Source organism: Deinococcus metalli, from assembly GCF_014201805.1.
GTDB lineage: Bacteria > Deinococcota > Deinococci > Deinococcales > Deinococcaceae > Deinococcus > Deinococcus metalli.
Window position 1 is genome coordinate 31,444 of record NZ_JACHFK010000015.1, and the last position, 23,241, is coordinate 54,684.

Genomic DNA, 23,241 nt, shown 5'->3' on the forward strand with positions numbered 1-23,241 from the left:
ACTGTGCGGTGCTCACGTTGTGGCCCTGCCCCTCCAGGCGGTGGTGTAGGCTGATCGCGTGCTGGAACCCGATCATCTCCGCCGCGCGCTCATTGAAGAGATGTTCCAGTGGGGCCCTGCCCTGGTCGGAGATGTGCGGGCCCGGTATCCCGCCACCCTCGTGCGGGAACTGGTGACGCTCGCCATCCTGGCCCGGCGCAAGTTCAGAGGTTTTGAAGTCTATGTGCTGTCTGGCAAGGGCCTGAGACCGTACGGCCTCGCCCTTCGCTACAACTATGTCCCGGCCCGCTCCACGGTATTGGGCAGCCTCATCCTGCGTGCCCAGGCCCGCGTCTGGCAAGAGGCAGGGTACAGGGTCGAACCCTATGAGGAGTACACCAAGAAAGGGCGCGGCAACCTCGCGCTGGCCCGCCGAGACGATGAACTGGTGGCGCTGGTCGGACGTCCCTCACTGACCATTCGTGCCCTGCGGATGATCGCTGACCATCTGGCAGAACAGACCCCTACTGTTCGACGACTCCAGGTCTACATCGTGCCTGGAGATCACGATCCGGTGCTGCTCTCCGCCCAGACCGTCAGCGGCCTCCCCGTCACCATCACCGAGCTGCCGCTGTCCAGCGTGACCCGCTATACCCCGGATGGGGTGACGGACGACCTCCAGACGGCCACCGCCTGAGCAGCTCTACTGGCGGTGCCGTTCCAGATACTCCTCCAGCGCCTGATGCAGCTCACTCTTGATACTGACGCGTTCCTGGCCCGGTCTCTTCTGGGCCTTTTTGGTGGCCACATGAATCTGGAGCCGCCGGTTCAGGTCGACGTCGAGGTAGGAGGTGAACTTCACCTCACCCGTTCCCGTCGCTTCCACGGGCGACTGCTCGGCGACCGCCTCCGGCTTCTTGAGTCGATCCATCAACCCAAACTTGGAGCTATCCGCCCTCGACTTACTTGACATGGTTCAGCACCTCGCGTGACACCAGTTCGTAATCCATCCACACCAGCTTGGCGTACCGGTCGCCGCGGACGTCGCGGACGCAGATACCCTCGCGCGCCGCCTTGCTGACCGCCACGGCGTGCCGGATGGAGTGACCGAACAGCGGAATCCCGGCGGTGTCCAGCTCCAGCCGCATGTCCAGGCCGTCCGCGTTGGGGGCGGGGGGCACGTCGGTGAGGAGTACCCGGTAGTTGGTCACGCCCTTCTCCAGCAGCGGCTGGAGGGTGGCCACCAGGCCGTCGGCCGAGACGCCATCGGGTTTGGTGGGGATGATCAGGAGCGAGGAATTGCGGGCCAGGGCCACCAGCTCGCCTGCGCCCTCACCACCCTTGGTGTCCAGGATGATGAAGTCATACCCCTCCCCTGGGTTCTTCTGCTCCATGAAGGCGCTGTAGAGCTGCACCTCGAAACCCCAACCTGCGTAGTCCTCCTTCTTGGTCGTCCAGTTCCAGGCTGAGCGCAGGCGCTCGTCCGCGTCCACCAGCAGGGCGCGGCCACGACCGGCGAAGTGGGCCGCGAGGGTCACGGCTGACGTGCTCTTGCCCACGCCTCCCTTCTCAGAAGCCACACTGATTATTTTCATGATGACAGTTTACCAGCAAACGGGTTTACTGCAAAAGAGGCAAACTGTCATACGGCCAAATAGGGCTCAATTTGAACAGGTCGTCCAGGTGCACGCCTTCCAGCAACTCCGCCTGGATCTGCAGCACACAACCTGTTCCCGTCCACTCATGCGGCAGCGTCGCGTCCCGCATGCCCCGTCACATCTCCAGCCCTTGCTGCTGCTGCTGCTCTTGCACAAGCGTAGGGAAGGAACTGGCCTTCATCTCGACGTGCGCGCCGGGTTGCACTCCGCGCGGCAGATCCCGGGACTGCCCCACCACGATCTCTTCACTGCCCCGCAGGATGACGTGCTCCCCGGCTTTCAGGTGCAGTTGCCCCGCGTACTCCCGGCCCGGTGTGGCCGTCGTGAGATACAGCCGATCCACCTGATCGCCGTACCGCGCTTGCAGGGTTTCCAGGCCGCGCTCCAGGAACCGGGCACGGTCAGGATCTGTGATCTCTGCGAACAGGCGGCGCATGGTGCTGGGGTCGCCCTGTGAGGCGTCGAAACTGGCCAGGGTCATGCGCTGCTGCGTCACCGCCTGGAACTGGATAGCATGCCCGGCCCGCTCGCCGAGTTGGGTCATGAACTCGCGCTGCGTCCGCCCGTTGCCCTCACGGAAGGCGTGAATCTGGTTGAGCTGCCCGAACAGGTCAGCGGCGCGGTCGCTGAACGCCTCCCGGCTCAAGTTCCGTAAGTGATCGTCCTGGCCAAGCTGCGAGAACAGGCGGTCAAGCTCAGCATTCACCCGACCTGGGGCCCCAAACTCGGTCATACCTTTGATCAGGGTGGGTGGCTGCTGGAAGCTCTGACCTTCCAGAATCAGCGGGTCGCCGCGTGTGGTGCCCGCCCACTCAAACACGTCCTGAAAAAGATGCTGGTGGATGGCACGCAGGTGATCGGCATCAAACTCGCCACGGGTGGTTATCGGTGCCGTGCCGTCTCGCAGTTCTAGGGCACGGAGGGTCGTGAGCCTCCGTTCGGCCACAACAAGTTCCCCGGCATCGTCGATGCCGAGGAGGTTTTTCATGGTGCCGCTAGCTTGTGAGTATGGATCCAGTGGAGACACGACCGTTTAAACCTTGCGGTTGGGATACTGGCTCAACACCTCTTCGCGGAGCTGGGCGGTCGTCTTCTTGCCCTGCACGTACTGCTCAAGCCACTGCTGTTCCTGAGGAGTCAGGGGCATGCCCTCCATGGCGCTGCTGCGGCGGGCATGCTTGACGATCCGGGCACGTTCCACGCGGGCCTTGCGCTCTTCCACAGCCGCGTTTGCCACGGCCAGCAGGTCGCTGTTCTGGGTTGTGGTCATAGAACCTCCCTCTCCCTCTTATTCTACCATTTTGCCGATGAGGACGTAAGAAATTCATGCCAACGCATTATTTTGGAGTTTGCGAAACGCGTACCGATCGGGTGCATTTAGGCAGCTTTTTCGCACCTGCCCAGTGTCTGCGCCACGGCATTCATGACGGCACTCAGGCGACAGCCGCCGCCAGCTGCCCAGTGCTGTCCCCCTCTGTGTGAACCCTCAGGCAAGCTGAGCGTTTTCGCCGCTCATTCCCGATTTGCCCTTCTGTTTATACTACCTATAATGTGTGTTAGACCAAGATAAGGAGTGACCCAGTGACACTCTTACCTCAGACCAGCCCTACCCCCCTCGACCCGATACAACTGGTTCTTGACTCCGTGACCTCTCCGCTGACCAAGGCGGCCTACAAGAAATCGCTCGACGACTTCTTCACCTGGTGGGGTGAACAGGGGAGACCTCCACTCACGAAGGCAGTCGTACAGAGGTACGTCGCTGTGCTGCTCGAAGAGGGCCGGTCTTCCTCCAGCGTGAATGTCCGGCTCTCCGCTATCCGCAAACTCGTCCGTGAGGCCGCAGATAACGGACAACTTGCGTCGTTTGAGGCAGAGAGCATCGCCCGGGTCAAGGGAATTAAGAAGCAGGGGCGGCGCACGGGCGCCTGGCTCAGCCGTACCCAGGCCCAGGAGTTGTTGCTGGCGCCGGACACCTCCACCTTAAGGGGCCTACGAGACCGGGCGCTGCTGGCCGTCCTCCTAGGGTGTGGATTACGTCGTTCGGAATTGGTCAACCTGACCTTCGATCACCTTCAGCAGCGTGAGGGCCGCTGGGTGGTGCTTGATCTCACTGGCAAGCACGGCCGCACCCGCACGGTGCCCATGCCGAGCTGGTGTAAGGCAGCGGTCGATGCGTGGACTAAGACCGCGAGTCTTTCGACGGGGCACGTGTTCCGTCCCACCGCGCCACGCGGGGAGCACGTCCTTGCCCGTGAGCAGCTGTCTCACGAGGCCGTCGCGCTAACCGTGCGCAAGTACGGGCGCCGGCTTGGGCACGCGAATCTCACCCCCGAGGATCTGGAGGGCGTGCGGCTCGCCCCCCACGACCTGCGCCGGACGTTCGCCAAGCTCGCCCACAAGGGCGGGGCGCCTATCGACCAGATCCAGCTCTCGTTGGGGCACGCCAGCATACAGACCACGGAGGTCTACCTCGGGGTGGATCAGAACTTGGAAAGTGCCCCGTGCGACGTGCTGGGATTGTCCCTCAAAGGAGAGTAAAGTCCGCGGGCGAGACGCCGGTCTTGCCTGGCTGTGGCGCAGATACCCGTTCACCGGGCTGCCAGGCGCCTGGTTTGTATCTCTGTTTGGAGAGCATGGAGGCGAAAAGTGCTCCCATTCTGCCTCGCCCGGCTGTCCTCACAGCAGGGCGCGATCCGCAAGAAGTTAAGGTGGTGGCTATGCCACGTCTCTCAAGTCTCATGCTTTGCGTGACGGTCTCCTGTGCGCTTGCGCAGGCCTCGCCGGGCATTGTTGTCCAGCAGAACAACGTCATGCTGAATTACGCGCCCTTCACGGGGTTCTCGGTTCGCGTGGAAAGCCAGCTTGCCGCAGACTTCCCCAGGACAGCGCGTTTGGTGCAGGCAGAGTTCGTGTGTGATGGCATCGAAGTCAGCAACATGACACGGGCAGACTCCTCGGACGTTGCTGCCTGGCGCAAGCAGTTTGTCCAGGGAAACTCCCTGGTGATCGGCGCCACCCGCGTCACCTGCTCCAACAACCGCATTAACATCCGCACCGGCAGTCAGGCCGCGCTCCGCGCTCGCTTTGAGCCGTTTCAGCCAGAGGATCTCCTTGTTCTGAAGGCCAGAAACAGCCTGCCCGCCCTGGCCATCTCCCCGGACGGTGTGAATCTCCTGGGCTTCGTATTCGTTTTTGAAAAGGGCAAGGTCACGACCACCAACCAGGGCGGTCAAATGGCCGTCACGCAGGGCAGCAAGCCCCGTCCAGTGCTCTTCGACGGAAAGCTCACGCCGGTGCCGCTCAATGACAAGCGGCCTTACACCCTGCACACGTCAGTGCTGGGAAGCAAAGTCTGGTCGAACCTTCGCGTGGATCCGGCCAGCGGCACCGTCACGGTATGGTCAAGCACCAGGCCTCAGCCCTAGCCAGGGGCGTCTCGCTCCTCTTCTCACCTCGCACCCAAACGCGCGCAGTCCGGTAATGATTGTCCCTGGTAGCATGCAGCATGCGCCCGCTCCGCTACGTTCGGCAACTCGCCCGCCTGCCCGGCTGGGGCGTGTTGACGGTGTGCGCGCGGCTGGGGCGTCCGCGCGTCCGGGTGTGGTACGCCCGAACCCTGAACCGGGAGACCGGCCGCATGGAGTACGTGCACCGGCAGGTCGCCGAGCAGCTTCTTGGCCGCACGCTGCGGCCCGGCGAAGTGGTGCACCACGTCAACGGCAACCGGCAGGACAACCGGCCGGAGAATCTGCGGGTGTTGCCTTCCCAGCGGCACCACATGGTGCTCGAACACCTGGAGCGCAGGGCCAAGGCGGGCGCCGTGCCGTTGTTCTCCCTGGGTGAACTGGCTGGGCTTCAGGACTTTCACTGACCCCTCAAAAGCGCGCGCCCCACGTCTCGAACTTGGGGCGCGCACTGTAGGAAACGTCAATCATTTGGTCGGCTCCCTGGGCCGCTGTAATAGTGGCTGGTGCGCTGCCGGGTGGGCGGCTCGTCGTCGCCTGTCAGCCAGTCGCTGCGACCTGCGGCCTTCCCTGAATTCGAGATGCCGTCCAAAAGGGCCTCCGTCACGTACAACACACCCTTGAGTACATTCCAGGCAACTTTCAGAACAATCATGGTCAGATTCCCTTCCCGAGCCGGACAATGGTGCCCTCGGGTTCGCGTCCCTTGGCCACCGCCTCTAACGCCTCGGTGGCCTTCATCATCTCCACGACGCCGCGTTCGCGGATCAGCGCCATCCAGTAGAACACGGGCTCCGGGTGGAAGAGGGGCGCGAGGTTGGCGTTCTCACTGACGCGCTTCACACTGCGGCCGTGGGTGGTGCCCATGAGGCGGGCGCCGCTCCGCTGGCCGCCCGCAATCGTTTCCGCCTCGGCCTGGCGGTTGATTTCGTCCACGATCAGGACGCGCACGTTCTGGTTCTTGACCGCTTCCTCGATGAGCTGCGCTTGCAGGGCCTTCGACCGCACCGGCATCACGTCCACGTCCCCAATGCCCGGGTGCGGCACCTGGCCGTCGCCGGCCACATCACCCGATGTATCCACGATGACCGTCTGCATGGGCTGATACTCGGCGGCGATCTTGGCCGAGGAGCGCAGGATGGTCGTTTTCCCCACCCCGGCCTCCCCGATGATCAGGAGGCTGGGATCTTCCACAATGAACGGCCGCAGGGGTTCGGCCATGCCCTCGAAGTAGCGGCCCACGCGGAACGTGTACCCGATGGGCGCACCCTCCGGTGTGCCGTCCGCCATCATCACGCGCGTGATGCGGTGGCCGGTTCCGTCAATGCCGCGCCGGTTGTCGTCGCGGAAGGTGCCGCACTTGGCTCCCAGAAAGGCCAAGTCGTGCAGGCTGGTGACGTAGGGGTATGTACGGTACTGGCCGTCCACCAGCACCCACATTGGCCGGAGGACGCGCAGCTTGATCTCCTCGATGCAGGGCAGATCATCTTGAAGGATCTGCTGCACGCCCCTCGGGAGAAAGGCCAACAGCTTCTCCAGATCCTCGGCGACGTTGACGGCCCTCAGTGCGGGGGTCACGCGTTCTCCTCGCCGCCATGGACGCCGATCCTGCCCGACTGGATGGACAGGCGCAGCAGGCGGTTGTTCTCCTGCTGGAGCGCGTTGCCCGCGCGCATCTCGGCCCGGATGGTGTACAGCAGGCGAATCAGGGCCACCAGCACCGCGGCGATGATCAACAGGGGGAGACCTTTGGCGTCGAACAGGGTCACGGAAAGGCCGCCGATCAGCAGCACCACGCTCAGGAAGGTGTAGGGGGTAAACAGGCCGTTCATGAGGTTGTCGCGGAGTTCCGCACGGCGGGCTTTGGTTTGGCTGCGGGCTTCACGGGTGATGTGCGTCATTTCAGGCGTCCTCCGATGCGCAGAAAGGCTTCGTAGTCGGTGACGGTGCGTCCGTCCCCCAAGGCCCCCATGAACCAGGTCAAAAAGGTGTTGCTGGCTGTGCGCGGCAGCACCCGCAGGTCGGCCACGTTGGCAGCTCGGCCGAGCTGCGCGCTGGTGAACAGGTTGTCGTCCACCAGAACGTAGGCCGTGGTGCTGGCCACCTGCGCCTCAACCACGCCCGCGCCGGTCAGAGCAAGGCTGTTGGTGAGGCTGTCCTCCTTGGCCGCGAAAAACGGCACCGTGAGAACCACCACTCGCACGCGGCGGCCACTGTCCACGACAGCGGCGCGCAGGGCGTTCGCCATCTGCGGGTCATTGAGGTAGGGCACGTAGACCAGCACGCGCCGCTGGGCGGTGCCGATCAGGTTCAGGAACTTGCCGTAGGGCACAGGGCGGCCCTCCTGGGCCACCGCGCTTCCGGCGGCGAGCGTGAGCAGCAGGGCGAGTCCTTTTTTCATTTGCGAACCGCCACACCACTGAACATGCCAATGGCAGCCACCGGCACGCCGAACATCAGAACCCCAGCGAGAATCACTCCGATCAGCAGGCGCATGACCATGACGCCGAACGACACGAACGTGTCTGCAATATCGGCCAGCACGCCCGTGACCGCGTCCGCGATCTTCGTGAAGGCGGTGGTCTGCATCCAGTCGGTGAAGCTGGCCAGCGCGCCCATGTTCACGACCTTCTGGCACGGGTTGCTGTCAATGTTCGCCGGATCCACGTCCTTCGCGTTCTTGCAGCTCGCCAGCATGTTGTCCATTTTCGTGACCGTCTGCTGGTTGGCCTTGTCCGCGAGCTGCTGCTGCTCTTGCGCGGCCCAACCCAGGTGCTCGGTGTAATACTTCATCGACTTGGAGGGCTGCACCAGGGCGGTGTCAATGGCCCCCACCAGAATCAGCGGCATCAGCATCAGGCCCACCATGACGCCCACCCACGTGCCGAACATCGTCCAGAGCGCCCGCGTCTCATCCCAGTTCAGCAGCGCGAGCCCGAGCGGAACCCCCACCAGAATCAGCACCGTCAACCACCCGGCCGCCGTGATCAGCGTGCCATAGCCGCTCAGGAAGTATTGCAGGGCCGTGAACATGCCCCCCAACCTTTCCATCACGAACCCGACCACTTTGGTGCCCGCCGCCTTCAGGCCGGTGCTGGCGGCCGCCGCGCTTTCCCTGGCAGCCACCACGCGGCTGCCGTCCTTGGCAAAGGTCTTGGCAAGTGCGGCGCTCCCGGCTTTCATGGCGCCGCCCGCCTGCGGCAGCACGAGGGTGCTGCCCACCACCACGGTGGCGCCCAGCATGTCCGTGAAACTGCCCTGGGCCTCCTTGAGCTTGCCCTTGAAGTTGCCGCCGAAGGTGGTCAGACCGAAGGCGTAGGAGCCGCGGACAGTGCTGGTGGCCACGCTGCTGATGCTCCAGCTCGCCGGGCTATATGCCGTGGCGATCAGCGCGCCGGTGATGAGAAAGCGCCCCGCAAGACGGTTGAACTGTTTCATGGCGTCGCCATCGGTGAATTGCAGAGCGGCAACCCCCCGGGCAAAGCCCAGAACCGCAATCGCTTCCGCAATGGTGATCCAGATTTTGTACATGGTGCTCTTCGTGAGGGCACTGCCGTTTCCAAACAGGGCGTCAAAAGGGTTCTCCCCCATGAAACCCGCGAGGTACTGCTGAAGCACATTGTCCGACTGGGCTTTGTAGTAATTGGACGTCGCCGTGATTTCCGGGGTGCCTGCAGCCAGGGCGACGGCACTCAGGAAAAAAGCCAGGGCCGTCAGGCGCAATGCGGGACGGCACATCAGTTGCCCCCCACGGCATTCACGGCGCTCTTGTTGATGGCCTTCGGATCCAGCAGACCCTCAAACATGGCCACGTACTGGGCATACTGCCGGGCAGCGGCACTGCCCGCTTCCAGATTGTCCTTTGCGGCTTCTTCCATGGCCTGCTTGATGTAGTTGTTCTGATCGGTGAGCGCGCTGCCTACGTCGTCCAGTTTGGCGATGAGCTGCGTGTTGGTCATCACCTGTTGCTTGGCGATTTCGGTCAGCAGTTGAAACTCGGTGATGCGCATGGACGCGTCTTGTTTCAAGCCTTCCGCCTGCATTTCGAGCTGGATTTGCAGCACCTCGCGCATGCTGAGGGCAGACTGGCCTTTCTGGGCCTGCTCGTCGGCGTAGCCGGGCCTTCCGGGCATCCCCACCATGTTCGTTGCCGAGTTGATGGCCGGGGCCAGGGCGGTTTCGACGGCCTTGTTGCTCTGATCCACCAGCTTTTTTGCCTGAGCGGCCTTCAGCAGCTCGCCGAAGGTGTCGACCGTCTGCTGGTAGCGGCCTGCGGTCTGGGCGGTCGTGAGGAAGGGGTTGGCCCGGGTGGCGTAGTCAGCGAGGCCACCCGGCGTGGTGACAGCCAGCCCGGCGTTGTCGTCCTTGTACCCGGACGCCTGCCCCCTCAGGACGCCGGTCATGGCGTCAAACAGCGTGGCGCGGAACTGGTTGTAGGATCCTTGCATGGACTCGTTGATGCTCGCGGTGACGGTGTTGAGCCCCTCAAACCCAAGCTTCTGGCCCAGGTAATCCACCGACTGCGACATGTACTTGCCCATGACCTCGGCACCGAAGGCCGTCCAGTCACCGTTCAGAACGTTGTCGTTTACAAAGGCGTAGCTCGATGCAATGTTGCAGATCCACTGGAGCTGCTTGCTGTTGCCCGCCGGGCCCTGGCCCGTGCTGCACGCTTTGGTGAGGTAGCCGCCGAGCTGTTGCCACTGGGCGCTGCCCTGGGCGCTGGCCGTGCCTGCCCCCAAAGCGAGAGAGAGGAAGAGAACACGTCTCATGCGTGCACCACCTCCTGGTGGTCTTGAGCGCCGCCTCGTAGAAACGCGGCCTCTTCTTCGCCGTCTCCAGCGCCGTCCGCGGCCTGTGGCACATCGTCCTCGTCTTCAGGCGGCAGCTCCGGGTAGTTCCCGGCGGCCAGATCCTCGACGGCACCCATAATGTCCCCGCCCCGACGCCCAATGGCCGCTTTGCGCAGGCGTCGGTGCTCTTTTTTGGACGACTGGAGCCAGAAGAACTCGCGGCTCTCCTCGACGCGCACGATCTCGCCGTCCGGATCGCCGTCCTCGGGCCGGTACACCAACAGCCAGTCGGCGTACTCGCCGTCCACTTTGGTCAGTTTGCCCACGGCGTCTGCGATGGTCTCCGGCAAGTCCAGGTTCAGAACAGCGTCCCCTGGCTTGCCGATCTTGCCCAGCCAGATAAAGTTGAAACTCTCGTTCAACTCGGGCATGTACTGGGTGTCGCTGGGCAGCTGCATGGCGCCGCCCACCGCGAGGCCATAGGAGCGGCCCAGACGCAGCCACTCGCTGATGTAGTTGCGGTCGGTCTGCGTCTTGATCTGCTGGGTCATTTCGTCAATGAAGCAGATTTTCCAGTCTCCCTCCGGCGCGAGCTTGGCGGTGTGCAGTACGCGGTCGGAGATGATGTGCATGGCGATCTTGCGCCGCTTCTCGTCAGTCGGGCCGATGCTGCTCAGATCGTAGTAGACCTGCCGGGCAGGCTTCTTCGCGTTCTCGGACGTGCGGCGGTCAATCAGCTGGCCCCAGTCGGAATCGCCCAGGAAGCGGCGCAGGCGGGTGGCGAGCGACCTGGCCATCCCCCGCTGGTCGGCACTCATTGAGCGGCCGTCACTGTACTGCGACATGGTTTCCAGCAGGTCGCGGACGTCCGACATGATGGGCGGCTCGTCCTCCTGCGAGTGGGCCATGTAGGTCAGCTTGAAGGCCTCCTCGATGATGGTGTCTTCCTCGCCGTTCACGCGCTCGTCACGCCCTGGAGGGGCGAAGTTGCGCACCAGCGTCAGCAAGAACAGCAGCTTGCCCGCGTCGGGCACCTTCTCGCCAGGCGGCAGATCCAAGGGGTTGAGGTAGGTGTCAGTCTTGCCGCCCATAACGATGTGCAGCCCGCCGATGCCCAGCACCCAGTCCTTGAGGTCATTCTTGCGGTCAATGATCGTGACCCAGGGATTGTAATGATCCACCAAGCCGTTGAGCTGAGAGACGACATTGAAGGTTTTGCCCCACCCAGTGGGAGCAATCACGATGAAATGGCTGGCGCTGGTGCCGGCTGCAAACGGATCGAACACCGTCAGGCCGTCCGCCGCGTTGCGGTAGACGATGGTGGGCTTGCCGATGCCCGGGAACGGCGCGATGGGCGGCATGAAGCCGACGGCGTTGCTCTCGACCACCTTGAAGGGAAACTCCGTGCGGCGGCCGTTGAAGGGCGCGCAGGCCTCGTACACGGCGATGCTCTGCCACCCGTGCATGATCGGGCGGCTGGCCTGGAAGCGTGCAAAGGCGCTCGTGGCCTCGTTCAGCATCTCGGTCATGTTCTCCTGGTTCTTGGCGAACAGGAGCACACTCACGCCCACGGTGTAGAAGTCGTCCTTGCTGTCGTAGACGTGTTCCAACGTCTCGTTGACCTCCTTGTGACGCTGGAGGGCGCTGGCGCTCGGCGCGTACTTCTCGCTATTGACGCTGCTGTACAGCCCACGCTTGGCGGTCTCCATCTTTTCCAGCTCGTTTTGCGGGTCAAGGTGCTGGTACTCGATGCAAAAGACCATGTTGCCGCTGACGATATTCTCTGCGACTTCTTGGAACAGCCCGAACTCGGTGTACCGGGGCAGGTCGTGCAGGCTCACGGCGTACACAAGGGTGCTGCCGTTCACGAGATACGCCTTGTCCTCGACGTGCAGGGGCGATTGCATGATCTGGCGACAGACGGTGAGGGGGTCAGGCTGACCCTCGATCACCGGCATGTTCTTCAGGCGCGAGGCCTCATCCAGCACCACCTCGGGGCTCGGCCCGCCCATGGCGTCGGGGGTGTTGTAGTAGTAGGCGGCGTCCTTGATGTCTTGGGCGTTCATCGGCTCGGCCTGGTAGCCCGCGTTCCGCAGGCGGTTGATCAGGTCGCGCCGGCGACTCTGGGCGCGCTGGACGGCGGCGCGCAGGTCGGCCTCGCTCGGCTCGTTGTCACGATTGAACGGCAGAGGCGGACGCACCGAGAGGGTCACGAAGAATTCCCAGCGCTTCAGGCGTCCTTTCTTGCGGCGGTCGTCCAGCAAGGCCATCTTCTTGTTCACCAGAAAGGCCGCCACTTCATTGCGGCGGCGGCCCACGGTGGTGACGGCGGCCAGGTCTTCGCGGCGTGCGGGGAGCTTCATCACGTAGATGCGAGCCCGCTCACCGACAGGCACAGCGAGCTTGAGCACGGCCTTCAAGTCATAGTGGCGACCGTTCAGCACGTGTTCACTCATCAGCAGCCGCGACGGCGGACGAATGCGCACGCCCACTTCGAACATGCCGTCATTGAGCAGCGAACTGGCCGGGCCGGTCTTGTCGTGGGGATCCAGCGAGTCGGGTACGATCTCCCAGTAGGGTTGCGTGTCGTTGATTGCGGACACCGTGCCCCCTGTGCGGGGGTCACGGCTCGTCTGGGGCTTCCGGGGTTGCCTGCTGGGCTGGTCAGATTTGTCCTTTCGACGGAACACCGCTCACCTCTTTCGTTGCCGGGCATCGGTCAGCACCGGCTTGTAGTTGCGTTCCGGCCCTACGTGGTAGTAGTCGGTTCGGTTCAGGTAGCTGTATATGTGGGTAAACAATTTGGGGTAGTTGCTCAGGGTTCGCCTGGAGAACAGCACCACCAGCAGCGTGACGCTGCCCGCCACCACCCCGTACACCATGGGGGCCGCGCCATTGGCGTTCGACAGCCCGGAGCCGAAAATACCAGCGCCCAGGACGGCCATGAACTCCCACAGGGTGAAGGTTCCGAAGAACCCACTCTTGGTGATGGTGCTGTACCCCTTAAAGCGGCGTTCGCTCACGATCTCTCCCGGGCTGCCTCAGCAGGTGGTGACGACTTTGACCAGCAGGCGGATCGCGCCGAGGCCGAGGATGGCGATGATGACGCCCACGATGCCGTCGTTGTCACGCTTGCCGACCGCGCGCCCGATGAAGAAGCCGATGAGGCCGCCGACCAGAATCACCACGAGGAATTTGAGGGACGTGAACCACGTCAGCCAGCCGTTGGCACCGCACACCGCGCCCGCAATGATCTCATCGGGCCTGTTGCTGCCGCTCCCGGTGAGGGTCTGCGCCACGGCGTGGTCTATCAAGCCGAACATCACCATGAACGCGGCCGTGAACAGGTACTGCGTCCGTGCCCGCGCATCCTGCACGCCCATCACGCCGCGCATGACCAGACGGGCCGACACGTCCCCCAGGCTCCGCACCTGCATGCCCACCACCAGCCGGGAAAAGTTCGCCTTCTTGCTCTGCATCATCATATGTGACCTCCCTGGTTTGGAACGTCTAAAACGCTCTTATCAAATACTAGTATGTAAACATTTCCCAAACAAGCTAGTATAGGGGTTATGAATAGGGCACTGTTTGAGAAGACGCGGCGGGAGGTTCAAGACGAGCTCAGGGCCCTGGGCGAGACGGTGGTAATTCCCGATCCAGACGACGGCGACTACCTCAGTACCTTCATGGCCATCCAGCGCAAGCACCCGCGCCTGGCCGCGAAGCTTGTAGAGGCGGAGCAGGCAGACCCTGCAGATTTGCTGCCGCCGCCCTCACCCCGCGCACCGCATCAGACGTGGCGCCACCGCATGAACCACATCACCGAGCGGCTGTTGATGCGGCGGGGGCTCGACGGGCACTTGGTGTGGGATCGCAACCGCGTGCTGCGCTCCGGCCTGATGGCGGCCGGAGTGCTCATGGGTGGCGTCCTGATCTACAGCGTGGCCGCACCCAAGCCCAAGACTGTCGTTGCGGCCAGCACCACGACCACCACAGAGCAGAACAGCGGCGGCCCTGAAGACAGCACCCCAGACGGTAAGGCAGACAGCACCGACACCAGCGGCGCTTTCCCAGACGGTGCACCGAACCCCAACAAGGCCTCGGATCCGGCCACCCAGGCAAAGCTCGACAACCTGGACGCGGAAGAGGCCACGGGAACCTTCACACCTGAGGAAACGCCCATTGATGAACCCCCTCAGCCCGTGACGGCCAGCACCAGCGCCGCCACACCGCCGCCGCCAGCCGTCTTTCGCGAGGTGGACGTACCGCAGGAACCAGCACCCGTCACCGCCCTTCCAGATGCCGCGCCGGTTCCGGTGGCCATTTCCAGCCCATCTGCCAGCGCTCCCTTTGGCGGCGAGGACTCTGCCCCCCCCGTACAGCCGTTCGCCGTGGCGGATACCCCTGAACCGGCCCCGGCTCCCGCCAAGCCCGTTGCCCTTCAAACTGTGGATCCGCCGCCCATGACCTCCTCCAGTCTCTTCGGCGGCGAGGCCAGTGCCCCAGCCCAGGGCAGGCCCTCGCCCGCCACCATGGCCGCGGCGGCACCTGAGGTCACGCCCCCAGAACGCGGGCAGGCCCTGATCTATCAAAAGCCCACTGAGGCGAAGACCACGGAGCAGCAGGCGCCCCCGCCCCAGTCGGCCCTGCTATATCAGGCGTCCGCAAAAGAAGGTGGTACCAGCAGTGGGGGAGCCAGCAGCGCGCCGCGCTCGGCGATGGTCTACCAGACCTCCGCGCAGGGCTCCAGCGCGGCAGGCACGGGCAGCAGTCTGACCGACCAGCAGGAACAAGGCGGCGTGACCACCGCCAGTGCCCGGGGCGGCGCGATCATGTACCAGCGCAGCGCCACGCCCCGGGCGCCCGCCGGTGCTCCAGCCAATACCACGGGTGGGGCGGAGTTCGGCAACGTGCCCGCCACACCGGATCCGGACGCACCGAAGTTCAGTCCCACCTCACAGATTCCCGCCAAGACCCTGACCGCCATTCGCACGGCCGCAGGCGTGGCCGTGCCGGTCGTGGTGGTTTCCAGCGAGGGCAACTGGATCGGCACCGCGTCCTATAACCCGGCCCTCGGGCGCGTGGACATGACCTTTGGCAGCTTCGTGCACATGAAGTCTGGCAAGACCTACCCGGTGCAGGCCCTCGGGTATCAGGCGGCGGGGGGCAACCTGTCGCAAGGAGTGGCGGCCAGCGTCCGCCCGATTGCGCCCACCCTCGGCCTCGATCTGGCCCGCGCGGGACTGAACAGCCTGAACGTGTACACCCAGGCGCTCTCCGCTGCCGGCACGACGACCACCAACGGCACCGTCACGACGGTCAACCGGCAGGCCCCGGCCTTCGTCCAGGTGCTCCAGGGCGAGTTGGGCAAGTTGGCGCAGCTCCCTGAAGGCAATGAGACCATCACGGTCGTGGCCGACGTCGCCACGAATACCGATGTGATCATCCTGTTCGGCGTGGAGCCGGCTGCAGGCGCCACCTGAAGGCAGCGAAAATGGGACTACACCTGGCGAAGGTCATACTCCTGGCCAACTCGGGCACCAGTACCTCACGATCCACAACGCTGGGATATACCCGCCTCCGTTTATCTAAACGGTTATGGGGTCACGCCAGAGCCGGAACAGGAATGCTCGCTCAGACTACTGCTCCAGGGACGCCTGGAGGGGATCTGGAGTGCGGAGCGGTCGCAGGTGACCACCTGCGACGGCCTCTGGGAGGGAGAAATCGTAGCGGCCGAGCAAGTTCACGTGCTCGTGGAGCAGCGGGGACAGGCGGGCGATGTCGGCCGGCGCGACCGGCCCCTGGGTCTGCGTCAGGTGGGTCAGGGCGTGCTGCAGGTAGCGCGTGTTCCATAGCACGAGGGCGTTCATGACCAGGCCCAGGGCCCCGAGCTGATCCTCCACTCCCTCCCGGTAGCGCTGGCGCAGTTCGCCCTTGCGGCCGTGAAAGACCGCCCGGGCCACCGCGTGGCGGCCCTCCCCACGGTTCAGCTGCACCAGGATGCGCCGGCGGTACCCGTCGTCCCGGACGGAGTTCAGCAGGTACAGCGTTTTCTCGATCCGGCCGATCTTCGCCACGGCCCGCCCGAGACCGGACAGGCTCCCACCGCGCTACACGGTGCGCATCACGGCCATCGCCTTGACCTGACCGAGTTTCAGCGACCCCGCCAGCCGCAGCATGTCCTCCCAGTGCTCCGCGATGAGCCGCTCGTTGATGACGTGCCGGCTCAGGTCATTCAGCACGCCGTAATCGGCGTTCCGATTCAGGCGCCAGAAGCGCTGGTCGCCCAGACCCTCGCTTCCCGATCAGGAACTGGCCACTGTGCGCCAGTGGAGTCCCGACGGCCCGCAGCTGATCCCATCCTTTGAGACCTCAACCCATCAAACGTGGTATATGTGTATCACTACACATTCAGCCTGTGCCGCCTGGACAGCGGCGTCACCTCCATGGAGGTTTTCCTGCGCACAGAACCGATCCCCCGTCCGGTATGTTCCTGATCGCCCCTTTCTCAAGGAGTCGAGCATGAGTCAGATCACACGCAGACGGTTCGTCGGATCGGGCATGACCATCGTGGCGCTGGCCAGCTTGCCCCGCGCCAGGGCGCAGGCCATGGCGCCCAGCCTGGGCTACCCGGCCACCAGGATCGGCAGCCTCGGCACGCTGAAAGAAGGCGTCGGCCAGTACTTCGCCTACCCCGACGACGCCGCGCAGGGCCTGCTGCTCAAACTCGGCAAGCCCGCCATCGGTGGCCTGGGGAAAGAGCGCGACATCGTGGCCTTCTCGGCGGCCTGCACACACATGGGCTGCGGGGTGGCCTACAAGGGGGAGCGGCTGCAGTGCCCGTGCCACTACTCGATGTTCGACCCGGCCAAAAACGGCCAGGTCTACCAGGGGCTCGCCAGCAGCTACCTGCCGCAGATCCCGCTGCGCATCGACGCGGCCGGGGACATCTACGCCGTGGCGGTCGAGGGCCTGATCTGGGGCCGCGCGCGCAACATCCTGTCCAAGGGAGCCTGACATGGCCGTCTACAAGCGCTACGACCAATTGCCCCTGCCGCCCAAGGGTGCCGAGGTACACAACACCGTCTGCCAGTACTGCACGGTCGGCTGCGGCTACAAGGTGTACGTCTGGCCAGCTGGGAAAGACGGCGGCCTGGCCGCGAACCAGAACGCCTTCGGCCGAGACTTCACAGCGCCGCAACCACCGATCGCGGGGCAACCCTACACCGAGGCCATGCACTCGGTGATCACGCGCGGCGGGAAGCAGATGAACGTCGCGATCGTGCCCGCCAAGGATTCCCCGATCAACCGCAACGGCGACCACTCCAGCCGCGGCGGCTCCAACGCGCTGACGCTTTTCGACGAGAGCCGCCCCACCCGCGACCGCCTGAAGTACCCCATGCTGCGCGTCGGGGACTCCTTCCAGGCGATTCCGTGGCAGGAAGCGCTGAACCTGATGGCCGGAATCATCAAGGGCGTGTACGACCAGCACGGCCCGGACGCGCTGACGGCCAAGGCCTACGACCACGGCGGCGGGGGTGGCGGTTTCGAGAACAACTGGGGCATCGGCAGCCTGTTCTTCACCGGTCTGAAGATGCAGTACGTCGCCATCCACAACCGCCCGGCGTACAACTCCGAGGTGTGGGGCAGCCGCGACCGGGGCGTGCACGAACTGAACTACACCGCCGAGGACGCCCGGCTGACCGACACGCTGATCCTGTGGGGCGCCAACCCCTACGAGACGGCCAGCGTGTTCTACACCGAGCACATGCTCCCGAACTTCGAGGGCGGCACCGAGACCGAGAAGGACGAGGCCTTCCCCGGCGAGGCGAAGGTGCCCACCCGCCTGATCGTGGTCGATCCACGGCGCACGTCCTCGCTCACCATCGCCGAGAGCATCGACAAGGATCGCGTGCTGCACCTGCGGCCGAACCTCGGCACGGACTACATCCTGGCCAACGCCATCGCGCGCGCCATCCACCAGCAGGGCTGGCACGACCAGGCGTTCATCGACGCCCGCACCGAGAAGGAGACCTGGGCCGACTACGCCGAGAAGAGTCTGCGGATCGGGATTCCCTACGCCACGGTCATGAAGGAGGCCGAGGCGATCACCGGCGTGAAGCGCGCCGACATGGAACAGGCCGCGCTGTGGATGGCCCGGCCCAAGAGTGGGGCCCGGCGGCGCAGCCTCCTGATCTACGAGAAGGGCATGATCTGGAACCTCAAGAACTACGACCAGATCGCGGCCGTCACTCAGCTGGCGGTGCTGGCCGGCAACATCGGCAAGCCTGGCACCGGCGTCGGACGCCAGGGTGGGCACCAGGAAGGCTATGTCCGGCCCGGCTACCCCGGCACGCGACCGCCGCCCAACGTGGACGAGTACCTCAAGGCCGGAAGCGGCAAGTTCTACTGGGTCATCGGCACCAACCCCTTCCTGACCACGCTCGATAACCAGGCGTATCGCAAGCGCATCAACGCGCGCACGAAGGTGCTCACCGACGCCCTGAGTCTGGACGGCGTCATGGGCGAGCCCGGCACCACCCAGGGCCTGATCGACCGGGTGCTCGAGCAGGTCGGCAGCGGCGACGGCCTGTTCATGGTCGTGCAGGATCTGTACATGACCGAGACCGCGCAGGCCGCGCACCTGGTGCTGCCGGCGGCGGGCTGGGGCGAGGCGAACCTCACCTCCATCAACTGCAACAGCCGCCTGCTGCGCCTCTACGAGCAGTTCATGGATCCCCCCGGCGACGCCAAACCCGACTGGCAGATCATGTCGCTCGTCGCGGGCCGGCTGGCTGACCTGTACAGGGCCGAGGGCAACACCGAGGCCGTGGCGCGCTTCAGCGGCATGACGTCATGGAAGAAGGACGAGGATCCCTTCCTGGAGGGCAGCAAGGCCTTCAAGGACAACGCCGTCAGCCCGGCCGACGAGGCCACCCTGGAAGCTGAGAACTACAAGGGCGTCACCTACGCCATGCTCAAACAGCTCGGGCAGAAGGGCGTCCAGACCCCGGTGCGCCAGGAAGGCGGCAAGGTCGTTGGTACCAAACGGCGCTACTCACAGCGCTTCGCCACCGACTCCGGCAAGTTCAAGTGGTACGGCACCGACGCCTGGGCCGGCTACCCCGAGCAGATCGACAAGTACCTGCACGGCGACATGGCCAGGCAGTACCCGTTCTGGATGACCACCGGCCGCAACCAGACCATCTGGCAGACGGCCTACCACGACCGCCGCATTGCCGAGAAGATGCTGAATGTGCCGCTGCCGTACATCGAACTGCACCCGCAGGACGGCGCGAAGCTGGGTCTCGCGGCGGGCGACATCGCCGAGGTGTCCAACATGGAGGGCAACGGCACCTTCCTGGTGCACCTCACCGACGCGGTGCGGCCGGGCATGATCTTCGCGCTGCAGTACCACCCGCGCGGCACATCCAACAGCATGATCAGCAACTACACCGACCCCAAGACCACCATCCCCTGGTACAAGGGCACCCGGGTGAGCATCCGCAGGACCTCGGGGCGGCTGGCCTCGGTGGCGTCCGTGACCAGCGCCCTGGAGGGCAACGAATTCCGATGAACAGATTTCTCGTCCTGACCGCCCTGGCCCTGGGCGCCTCTGCCTCTGCCGCCACCGGCGCAGCCGTCTACCAGGCCAACTGCGCCGGGTGCCATCAGGCGACCGGCAAGGGCGTCCCTGGGGCTTTCCCACCCCTCGCCGGCCACTTCACGAAGCTGCTGGCCGCCGGCGCCACAGGCCGCGCTTATGTCGGGCACGTGGCGCTCTACGGCCTGCAGGGTTCCATCAAGGTGAACGGCCAGACCTACGCCGGCGTGATGCCCGGCCAGAAGCAGCTCAGTGACGCCGACCTGGCGGCCGTGCTGAACCATGTGGCCACCAGTTTCGGGAACAAGTGGCCGGCCGGGCAGAAACCGTTCACGGCGGCTGAACTCGCGAAGCTGCGGGCCAAGGCACTCACGCCGGCTGCCGTCCTGAAAACCCGCCCCCCTGTGAAGTGATGGGGTCGTGAGCTGGCCGGTCGGGACGATGCCGACCGGCCAGCTCCCTGGAGGCCAACCATGACTGCCCGTCCATCCACCCTGGTTCACGCCACGCTGCCAGAGGCCCTGGCCGCGCTCCAGCACCTGCTGCCCGCACGCCGGGCCGAGGAGGTGCCCCTCACCGGGGGCCTGGGGCGGGTGCTCGCCTCCCCCCTGAGCGCCCGGGCGGATCATCCCAGTGCCACAGAAAGCGCCATGGACGGCGTGGCCTGCCGCGCAGCCGACGCGGCGCAGGTACCGGTCACCCTGAAGCTGGTCGGCGAGTCCCGCGCCGGAGCGCCCTTCGTCGGCACGCTGGGGCCGGGCGAAGCCGTGCGCATCTCGACGGGTGCGGTCATGCCGGCCGGGGCCGACGCGGTCTGCCGGCGTGAAGACCTGCGGCTGGATGGGGAGATCGTCACCCTGCTTGCCCCGGCGCGCCCGTCCGACGTGCGGGCACAGGGCAGCGACTTCCAGGCCGGTGACCCCGTGCTGGAGGCCGGCACGCGGCTGACCCCCGCCCGCCTGGCGCTGGCCGCCGCGATGGGCCACGCGGCGCTGCCGGTGGTGGCGGCGCTGCGGGTCGGCGTGCTCAGCGGCGGGGACGAACTGGTCGAGCCCGGCGGGTTCCTGCGGGCGGGGCAGACCTACAACGCCAATCCCTACGGCCTGTGGGCGGCGCTGCGCGAGGACGGTCATGATCCGGTGCTGCTGCCCGCTGCCGCCGACACTCCCGGCGCGCTGGAGGCCCGCCTGAACGCGGCCGGCGACCTCGACCTGCTGATCTCCAGCGGTGGGGTGGGGGCCGGGGGCCACGACCAGGTGCGCCGGCTGCTGGAGCGAGGCAACGTGCTGTTCAGCGGCCTGGGCATCCGGCCCGGGGCGCCCACCATGGCGGGCCGCTGGCAGGGCCGGCCGATCATCGCGCTGCCGGGCAACCCGGTGGCCGCCCTGGTCGTCTACGAGGTGCTGGTACGGCCGCTGCTCACGGGGAAGGAACCGCGTACCATCTCACTCCAGGCGGGCACGCCGTTCCGGGACGCGCCGGGCCGCACGGCGTACTGGCGCGCGCTGGTGCGCGGGAACGCGGCCTTCGACCAGAAGGAGCAGGGCTCGGGGATGCTGCGCTCGCTGGCGCAGTCAGACGCGCTGGTCGTCATCCCGGCGGGGGGCGGGGTGGCGGCGGGGGGCCAGGTCGAGGTGATCATGCTGAGCTGACCGGCCTCGTCTACACTCAGCGCATGACCCTGGTGGCCTCCGACGTCCTGGAACAGCTCAAGGCCCTCTCCAACGAGATCCGCTATGACCTCGTGCGCTTCCTCGGGGCGGGCGAACGCTGCGTGTGCGACCTCGAAGGCCTGACCGGCCTGCCACAGTCCAAGGTGTCCTACCATCTGGGGGTGCTGCGCGACGCGGGTCTGGTGACCGCGGAGCAGCGCGGCAAGAACATCTACTACGCGCTGTGTGAGGCGCGGCTCTTTCAGCTGGGCGGGCAGATGCTCACCGAGGTCTTTCACGATCCGGTGCGCCACGCCCATGAGGATGCCTCGCTCTGCGACTGATTCAGGCCGGTGCTGGATCGGCACGCGGGGCGCGTAGGCCCCAGGCGGACAGCGCCGCCAGTACCGTCAGGCCCCACAGGGAGGGCAGGTAAGTGCCGCTCCAGCTGAACAGCAGGCCCACGCCCAGCGGCGTCAGGGCCTGGGCGAGGTTGACCGGCCCGGCCAGGCGGCCGTTTACAGTGCCGAACAGCCCGGCGTCGTAGCGGGACAGCAGCAGATCGTTGCGGGCCAGGGTCAGGGCTCCGTTGGCCAGGCCGAAGAGCGTGATGGCCAGGCCGGCAAGCCACACGGAGGACGTGCTGGCGAGCAGCAGCGGGCCGAGGCCCAGGGTCACGAACAGCAGCGTGTTCAGCCGCAGAATGCCGAGCCGGGCCAGCAGCGGCGCGAACAGGATCCGGCCCGGCAGGGCCGCCAGACCCATCAGGCCGGCCAGGGCGGCGGCGACCGTCAGGCCCTCCCCACGGGCCAGCAGCAGGGGGGCGAGTTGCAGGCCGGTGCCCACCGACACGATGCGCGCCAGCGTGAAGCTCAGCACCAGCTGACGGAAGGCGGGGTCGGGGACGAAGGGCGAGGGCGCCGTGCGGTGCCTGGACTGCGGCCGGGCTGCCCGGGGCAACACCACCCACCCCAGTCCGGCCGTGATCATCAGCAGGCCCGCCAGTATCCCGAGTGCCATGGTCAACCCACCCGCCTGAAGTCCCGCGCTGGTGAGCGGCACGAAGATGGTGCTGGCCAGCCCGGCGATCAGCGTGATCGTGAGCGTAGCCCGGCGGCGGTCAGCCGTCTGGAACTGCTGCGCGACCACCGTGAACACCGGCTCGTAGAAGGTCAGGGTCATCGCCACGCCGGCGAGCACCCAGCACGCCACGAAAGCGGGGTAGGACGGGTGCAGACCCATCAAGCCCAGCGCGACGGCCCCGAGCGCCGCACCGCCGCTGATGAGCACCTTCCCGCCGAAGCGGTCGACCGCGCGCCCCACGACGGGGGCCAGCGCCGCGTTGGTGAGCAGCGCGAGCGTGAAGGCCAGGCCGGTCTGGGCGCGGCTCCAGCCGGCGGTCTGCTCGGTGGCCACCGCGAGCAGCGGTTGCGCGTAGTACAGCGCGCCGTACCCGGCCGTCGATAGGAACGCCAGCGTCCAGAGCAGGAGACGCTGGCGGGGAGGCGGGACGGTCACTGCAGGCTGATGGGAGCCTGGGGGGCACAGCAGCCGCTGTCAGGCGCACAGCCTTCGGACTGCGCCTCAGCCGCCGGCAGCCCGCAGGCGTCGCCGGCCTTGCACTGCACGCCGGGCGTGCGCAGGTGGACGACCGTGCGCCCGGCCTGTTCCTCGATATGGCTGACGTGGTACTGCAGCGCGGGCGAGGTGTCGGTGCCGTACTCGAAGCGCACCTCGGCCTCGTCCCGCACCGGGATGCGGCTGGTGACGCGGTCGTAGATGGCCAGGAACTTGCGGGTGGTCATGAAGCCGCCCCTGGCGTCCTGGGCGCTGCCGTCCATCAGCTGGATCACGGTCTCGCGCCAGCTGGCCGCCTTGCCCCCACAGTCCATGGCCTCGATGGTCACGGCCTTCACCTCGGTCACGTGGTAGCCGGGGCCGACGAGCGGTGAGCCGTGCAGCCAGAACTCCAGGGGACGCTGGAGCTGATCACGCAGACCGGTGATCAGCGTGTGGGTCGACACCTGGCCCTGGAGACCAGGGATGGCGGTGGGCAGGGTGGGCTCGGTCAGGGTGGTCATGGTGGCCTCC

26 protein-coding genes and 1 pseudogene are annotated in these 23,241 nt (G+C 65.7%); 10 read left to right on the plus strand and 17 right to left on the minus strand.

Translation table 11 applies throughout. The features are described from left to right. The first annotated feature begins 58 nt into the window (after nt 1-58). On the plus strand, nt 59-676 hold the full coding sequence (locus HNQ07_RS20950; protein WP_184115469.1) for a hypothetical protein: 618 nt from the start codon (nt 59-61) through the stop codon (nt 674-676). Between the two features lie 6 nt (nt 677-682). Here HNQ07_RS20950 and HNQ07_RS20955 read toward each other — a convergent pair whose 3' ends face one another. The 5 genes from HNQ07_RS20955 to HNQ07_RS20975 are packed head-to-tail and all read right to left on the minus strand — an operon-like array spanning nt 683 to nt 2,907. Further along, nucleotides 683-910, minus strand: coding sequence for a hypothetical protein (locus tag HNQ07_RS20955; protein WP_229832253.1), 228 nt, complete (start codon nt 908-910; stop codon nt 683-685). 31 nt (nt 911-941) lie between these two features. Next, nucleotides 942-1,574 carry a ParA family protein gene (locus HNQ07_RS20960; protein ID WP_184115474.1) on the minus strand — a complete coding sequence of 211 codons (633 nt, stop codon included), beginning with the start codon at nt 1,572-1,574 and terminating at the stop codon, nt 942-944. Nucleotides 1,575-1,599: 25 nt separating this feature from the next. After that, nucleotides 1,600-1,746, minus strand: a complete 147-nt coding sequence (locus HNQ07_RS20965) for a hypothetical protein (protein ID WP_184115476.1) — start codon at nt 1,744-1,746, stop codon at nt 1,600-1,602. A gap of 6 nt (nt 1,747-1,752) precedes the next feature. Beyond that, a complete protein-coding gene (locus HNQ07_RS20970) occupies nt 1,753-2,625 on the minus strand; it encodes a Fic/DOC family protein (RefSeq protein ID WP_184115478.1) in 873 nt (290 codons plus the stop codon). 45 nt (nt 2,626-2,670) lie between these two features. Beyond that, nucleotides 2,671-2,907, minus strand: a complete 237-nt coding sequence (locus HNQ07_RS20975; protein ID WP_184115480.1) for an antitoxin VbhA family protein — start codon at nt 2,905-2,907, stop codon at nt 2,671-2,673. Nucleotides 2,908-3,218: 311 nt separating this feature from the next. Here HNQ07_RS20975 and HNQ07_RS20980 point away from each other — a divergent pair, with 311 nt between their 5' ends. The 3 genes from HNQ07_RS20980 to HNQ07_RS24245 all read left to right on the plus strand — a co-directional run bounded on the left by HNQ07_RS20980 (nt 3,219) and on the right by HNQ07_RS24245 (nt 5,508). Continuing rightward, nucleotides 3,219-4,175, plus strand: a complete 957-nt coding sequence (locus HNQ07_RS20980) for a tyrosine-type recombinase/integrase (protein ID WP_268245908.1) — start codon at nt 3,219-3,221, stop codon at nt 4,173-4,175. Between the two features lie 209 nt (nt 4,176-4,384). Then, entirely contained in the window at nt 4,385-5,062 is a 678-nt protein-coding gene (locus HNQ07_RS20985) for a hypothetical protein (protein WP_184115484.1), read from the plus strand. An 80-nt stretch (nt 5,063-5,142) separates the two neighbouring features. After that, entirely contained in the window at nt 5,143-5,508 is a 366-nt protein-coding gene (locus tag HNQ07_RS24245) for an HNH endonuclease signature motif containing protein (protein WP_184115486.1), read from the plus strand. Nucleotides 5,509-5,564: 56 nt separating this feature from the next. Here HNQ07_RS24245 and HNQ07_RS20995 read toward each other — a convergent pair whose 3' ends face one another. The 9 genes from HNQ07_RS20995 to HNQ07_RS21035 all read right to left on the minus strand — a co-directional run bounded on the left by HNQ07_RS20995 (nt 5,565) and on the right by HNQ07_RS21035 (nt 13,379). Then, nucleotides 5,565-5,756, minus strand: coding sequence for a hypothetical protein (locus tag HNQ07_RS20995; RefSeq protein ID WP_184115488.1), 192 nt, complete (start codon nt 5,754-5,756; stop codon nt 5,565-5,567). Between the two features lie 2 nt (nt 5,757-5,758). Further along, nucleotides 5,759-6,679 carry an AAA family ATPase gene (locus HNQ07_RS21000; RefSeq protein WP_184115490.1) on the minus strand — a complete coding sequence of 307 codons (921 nt, stop codon included), beginning with the start codon at nt 6,677-6,679 and terminating at the stop codon, nt 5,759-5,761. Beyond that, a complete protein-coding gene (locus HNQ07_RS21005; RefSeq protein ID WP_184115492.1) occupies nt 6,676-7,002 on the minus strand; it encodes a hypothetical protein in 327 nt (108 codons plus the stop codon). The genes HNQ07_RS21000 and HNQ07_RS21005 overlap by 4 nt, the downstream gene beginning before the upstream one ends. Next, nucleotides 6,999-7,502: a hypothetical protein gene (locus HNQ07_RS21010; protein ID WP_184115494.1), complete on the minus strand. Its 504-nt coding sequence runs from the start codon at nt 7,500-7,502 to the stop codon at nt 6,999-7,001. The genes HNQ07_RS21005 and HNQ07_RS21010 overlap by 4 nt, the downstream gene beginning before the upstream one ends. Further along, on the minus strand, nt 7,499-8,839 hold the full coding sequence (locus HNQ07_RS21015; protein WP_184115496.1) for a hypothetical protein: 1,341 nt from the start codon (nt 8,837-8,839) through the stop codon (nt 7,499-7,501). Before HNQ07_RS21015 ends, HNQ07_RS21010 begins: the two co-directional genes overlap by 4 nt. Further along, on the minus strand, nt 8,839-9,873 hold the full coding sequence (locus HNQ07_RS21020) for a hypothetical protein (RefSeq protein ID WP_184115498.1): 1,035 nt from the start codon (nt 9,871-9,873) through the stop codon (nt 8,839-8,841). The genes HNQ07_RS21015 and HNQ07_RS21020 overlap by 1 nt, the downstream gene beginning before the upstream one ends. After that, complete coding sequence (locus tag HNQ07_RS21025; RefSeq protein ID WP_184115500.1) at nt 9,870-12,497, minus strand: VirB4 family type IV secretion system protein; 2,628 nt, start codon at nt 12,495-12,497, stop codon at nt 9,870-9,872. The genes HNQ07_RS21020 and HNQ07_RS21025 overlap by 4 nt, the downstream gene beginning before the upstream one ends. Before the next feature lie 90 nt (nt 12,498-12,587). Further along, nucleotides 12,588-12,917 carry a hypothetical protein gene (locus HNQ07_RS21030; protein WP_184115502.1) on the minus strand — a complete coding sequence of 110 codons (330 nt, stop codon included), beginning with the start codon at nt 12,915-12,917 and terminating at the stop codon, nt 12,588-12,590. An 18-nt stretch (nt 12,918-12,935) separates the two neighbouring features. Beyond that, on the minus strand, nt 12,936-13,379 hold the full coding sequence (locus HNQ07_RS21035; protein ID WP_184115504.1) for a hypothetical protein: 444 nt from the start codon (nt 13,377-13,379) through the stop codon (nt 12,936-12,938). A gap of 87 nt (nt 13,380-13,466) precedes the next feature. Between HNQ07_RS21035 and HNQ07_RS21040 the strand changes: the two genes are divergently transcribed. Then, complete coding sequence (locus tag HNQ07_RS21040) at nt 13,467-15,377, plus strand: hypothetical protein (protein ID WP_184115506.1); 1,911 nt, start codon at nt 13,467-13,469, stop codon at nt 15,375-15,377. A 156-nt stretch (nt 15,378-15,533) separates the two neighbouring features. Here the strand turns inward: HNQ07_RS21040 and HNQ07_RS21045 are convergent. Beyond that, a pseudogene (locus HNQ07_RS21045) lies at nt 15,534-16,184 on the minus strand (Tn3 family transposase); the annotation flags it as partial. 232 nt (nt 16,185-16,416) lie between these two features. On the opposite strand from HNQ07_RS21045, the gene HNQ07_RS21050 reads away from it, so the two are divergent. From HNQ07_RS21050 to HNQ07_RS21070, 5 genes are read left to right on the plus strand one after another with little or no spacing between them, the layout of a single operon-like run. Further along, complete coding sequence (locus HNQ07_RS21050) at nt 16,417-16,911, plus strand: arsenate reductase (azurin) small subunit (RefSeq protein WP_184115508.1); 495 nt, start codon at nt 16,417-16,419, stop codon at nt 16,909-16,911. Nucleotide 16,912: 1 nt separating this feature from the next. After that, nucleotides 16,913-19,471 carry an arsenate reductase (azurin) large subunit gene (locus HNQ07_RS21055; protein WP_184115510.1) on the plus strand — a complete coding sequence of 853 codons (2,559 nt, stop codon included), beginning with the start codon at nt 16,913-16,915 and terminating at the stop codon, nt 19,469-19,471. Then, nucleotides 19,468-19,911 carry a c-type cytochrome gene (locus HNQ07_RS21060; protein WP_184115512.1) on the plus strand — a complete coding sequence of 148 codons (444 nt, stop codon included), beginning with the start codon at nt 19,468-19,470 and terminating at the stop codon, nt 19,909-19,911. Before HNQ07_RS21055 ends, HNQ07_RS21060 begins: the two co-directional genes overlap by 4 nt. Before the next feature lie 60 nt (nt 19,912-19,971). Further along, the gene (locus tag HNQ07_RS21065; protein ID WP_184115514.1) at nt 19,972-21,150 is read left to right on the plus strand and encodes a molybdopterin molybdotransferase MoeA; all 1,179 of its coding nucleotides are present in this window, start codon (nt 19,972-19,974) and stop codon (nt 21,148-21,150) included. Nucleotides 21,151-21,173: 23 nt separating this feature from the next. Beyond that, the gene (locus HNQ07_RS21070) at nt 21,174-21,494 is read left to right on the plus strand and encodes an ArsR/SmtB family transcription factor (RefSeq protein WP_184115516.1); all 321 of its coding nucleotides are present in this window, start codon (nt 21,174-21,176) and stop codon (nt 21,492-21,494) included. A 1-nt stretch (nt 21,495) separates the two neighbouring features. Here HNQ07_RS21070 and HNQ07_RS21075 read toward each other — a convergent pair whose 3' ends face one another. Both HNQ07_RS21075 and HNQ07_RS21080 read right to left on the minus strand, forming a co-directional pair. Next, complete coding sequence (locus HNQ07_RS21075) at nt 21,496-22,668, minus strand: MFS transporter (protein WP_184115518.1); 1,173 nt, start codon at nt 22,666-22,668, stop codon at nt 21,496-21,498. Further along, nucleotides 22,665-23,231, minus strand: a complete 567-nt coding sequence (locus HNQ07_RS21080; protein ID WP_221275270.1) for a DUF6428 family protein — start codon at nt 23,229-23,231, stop codon at nt 22,665-22,667. The genes HNQ07_RS21075 and HNQ07_RS21080 overlap by 4 nt, the downstream gene beginning before the upstream one ends. Nucleotides 23,232-23,241: the final 10 nt, after the last annotated feature.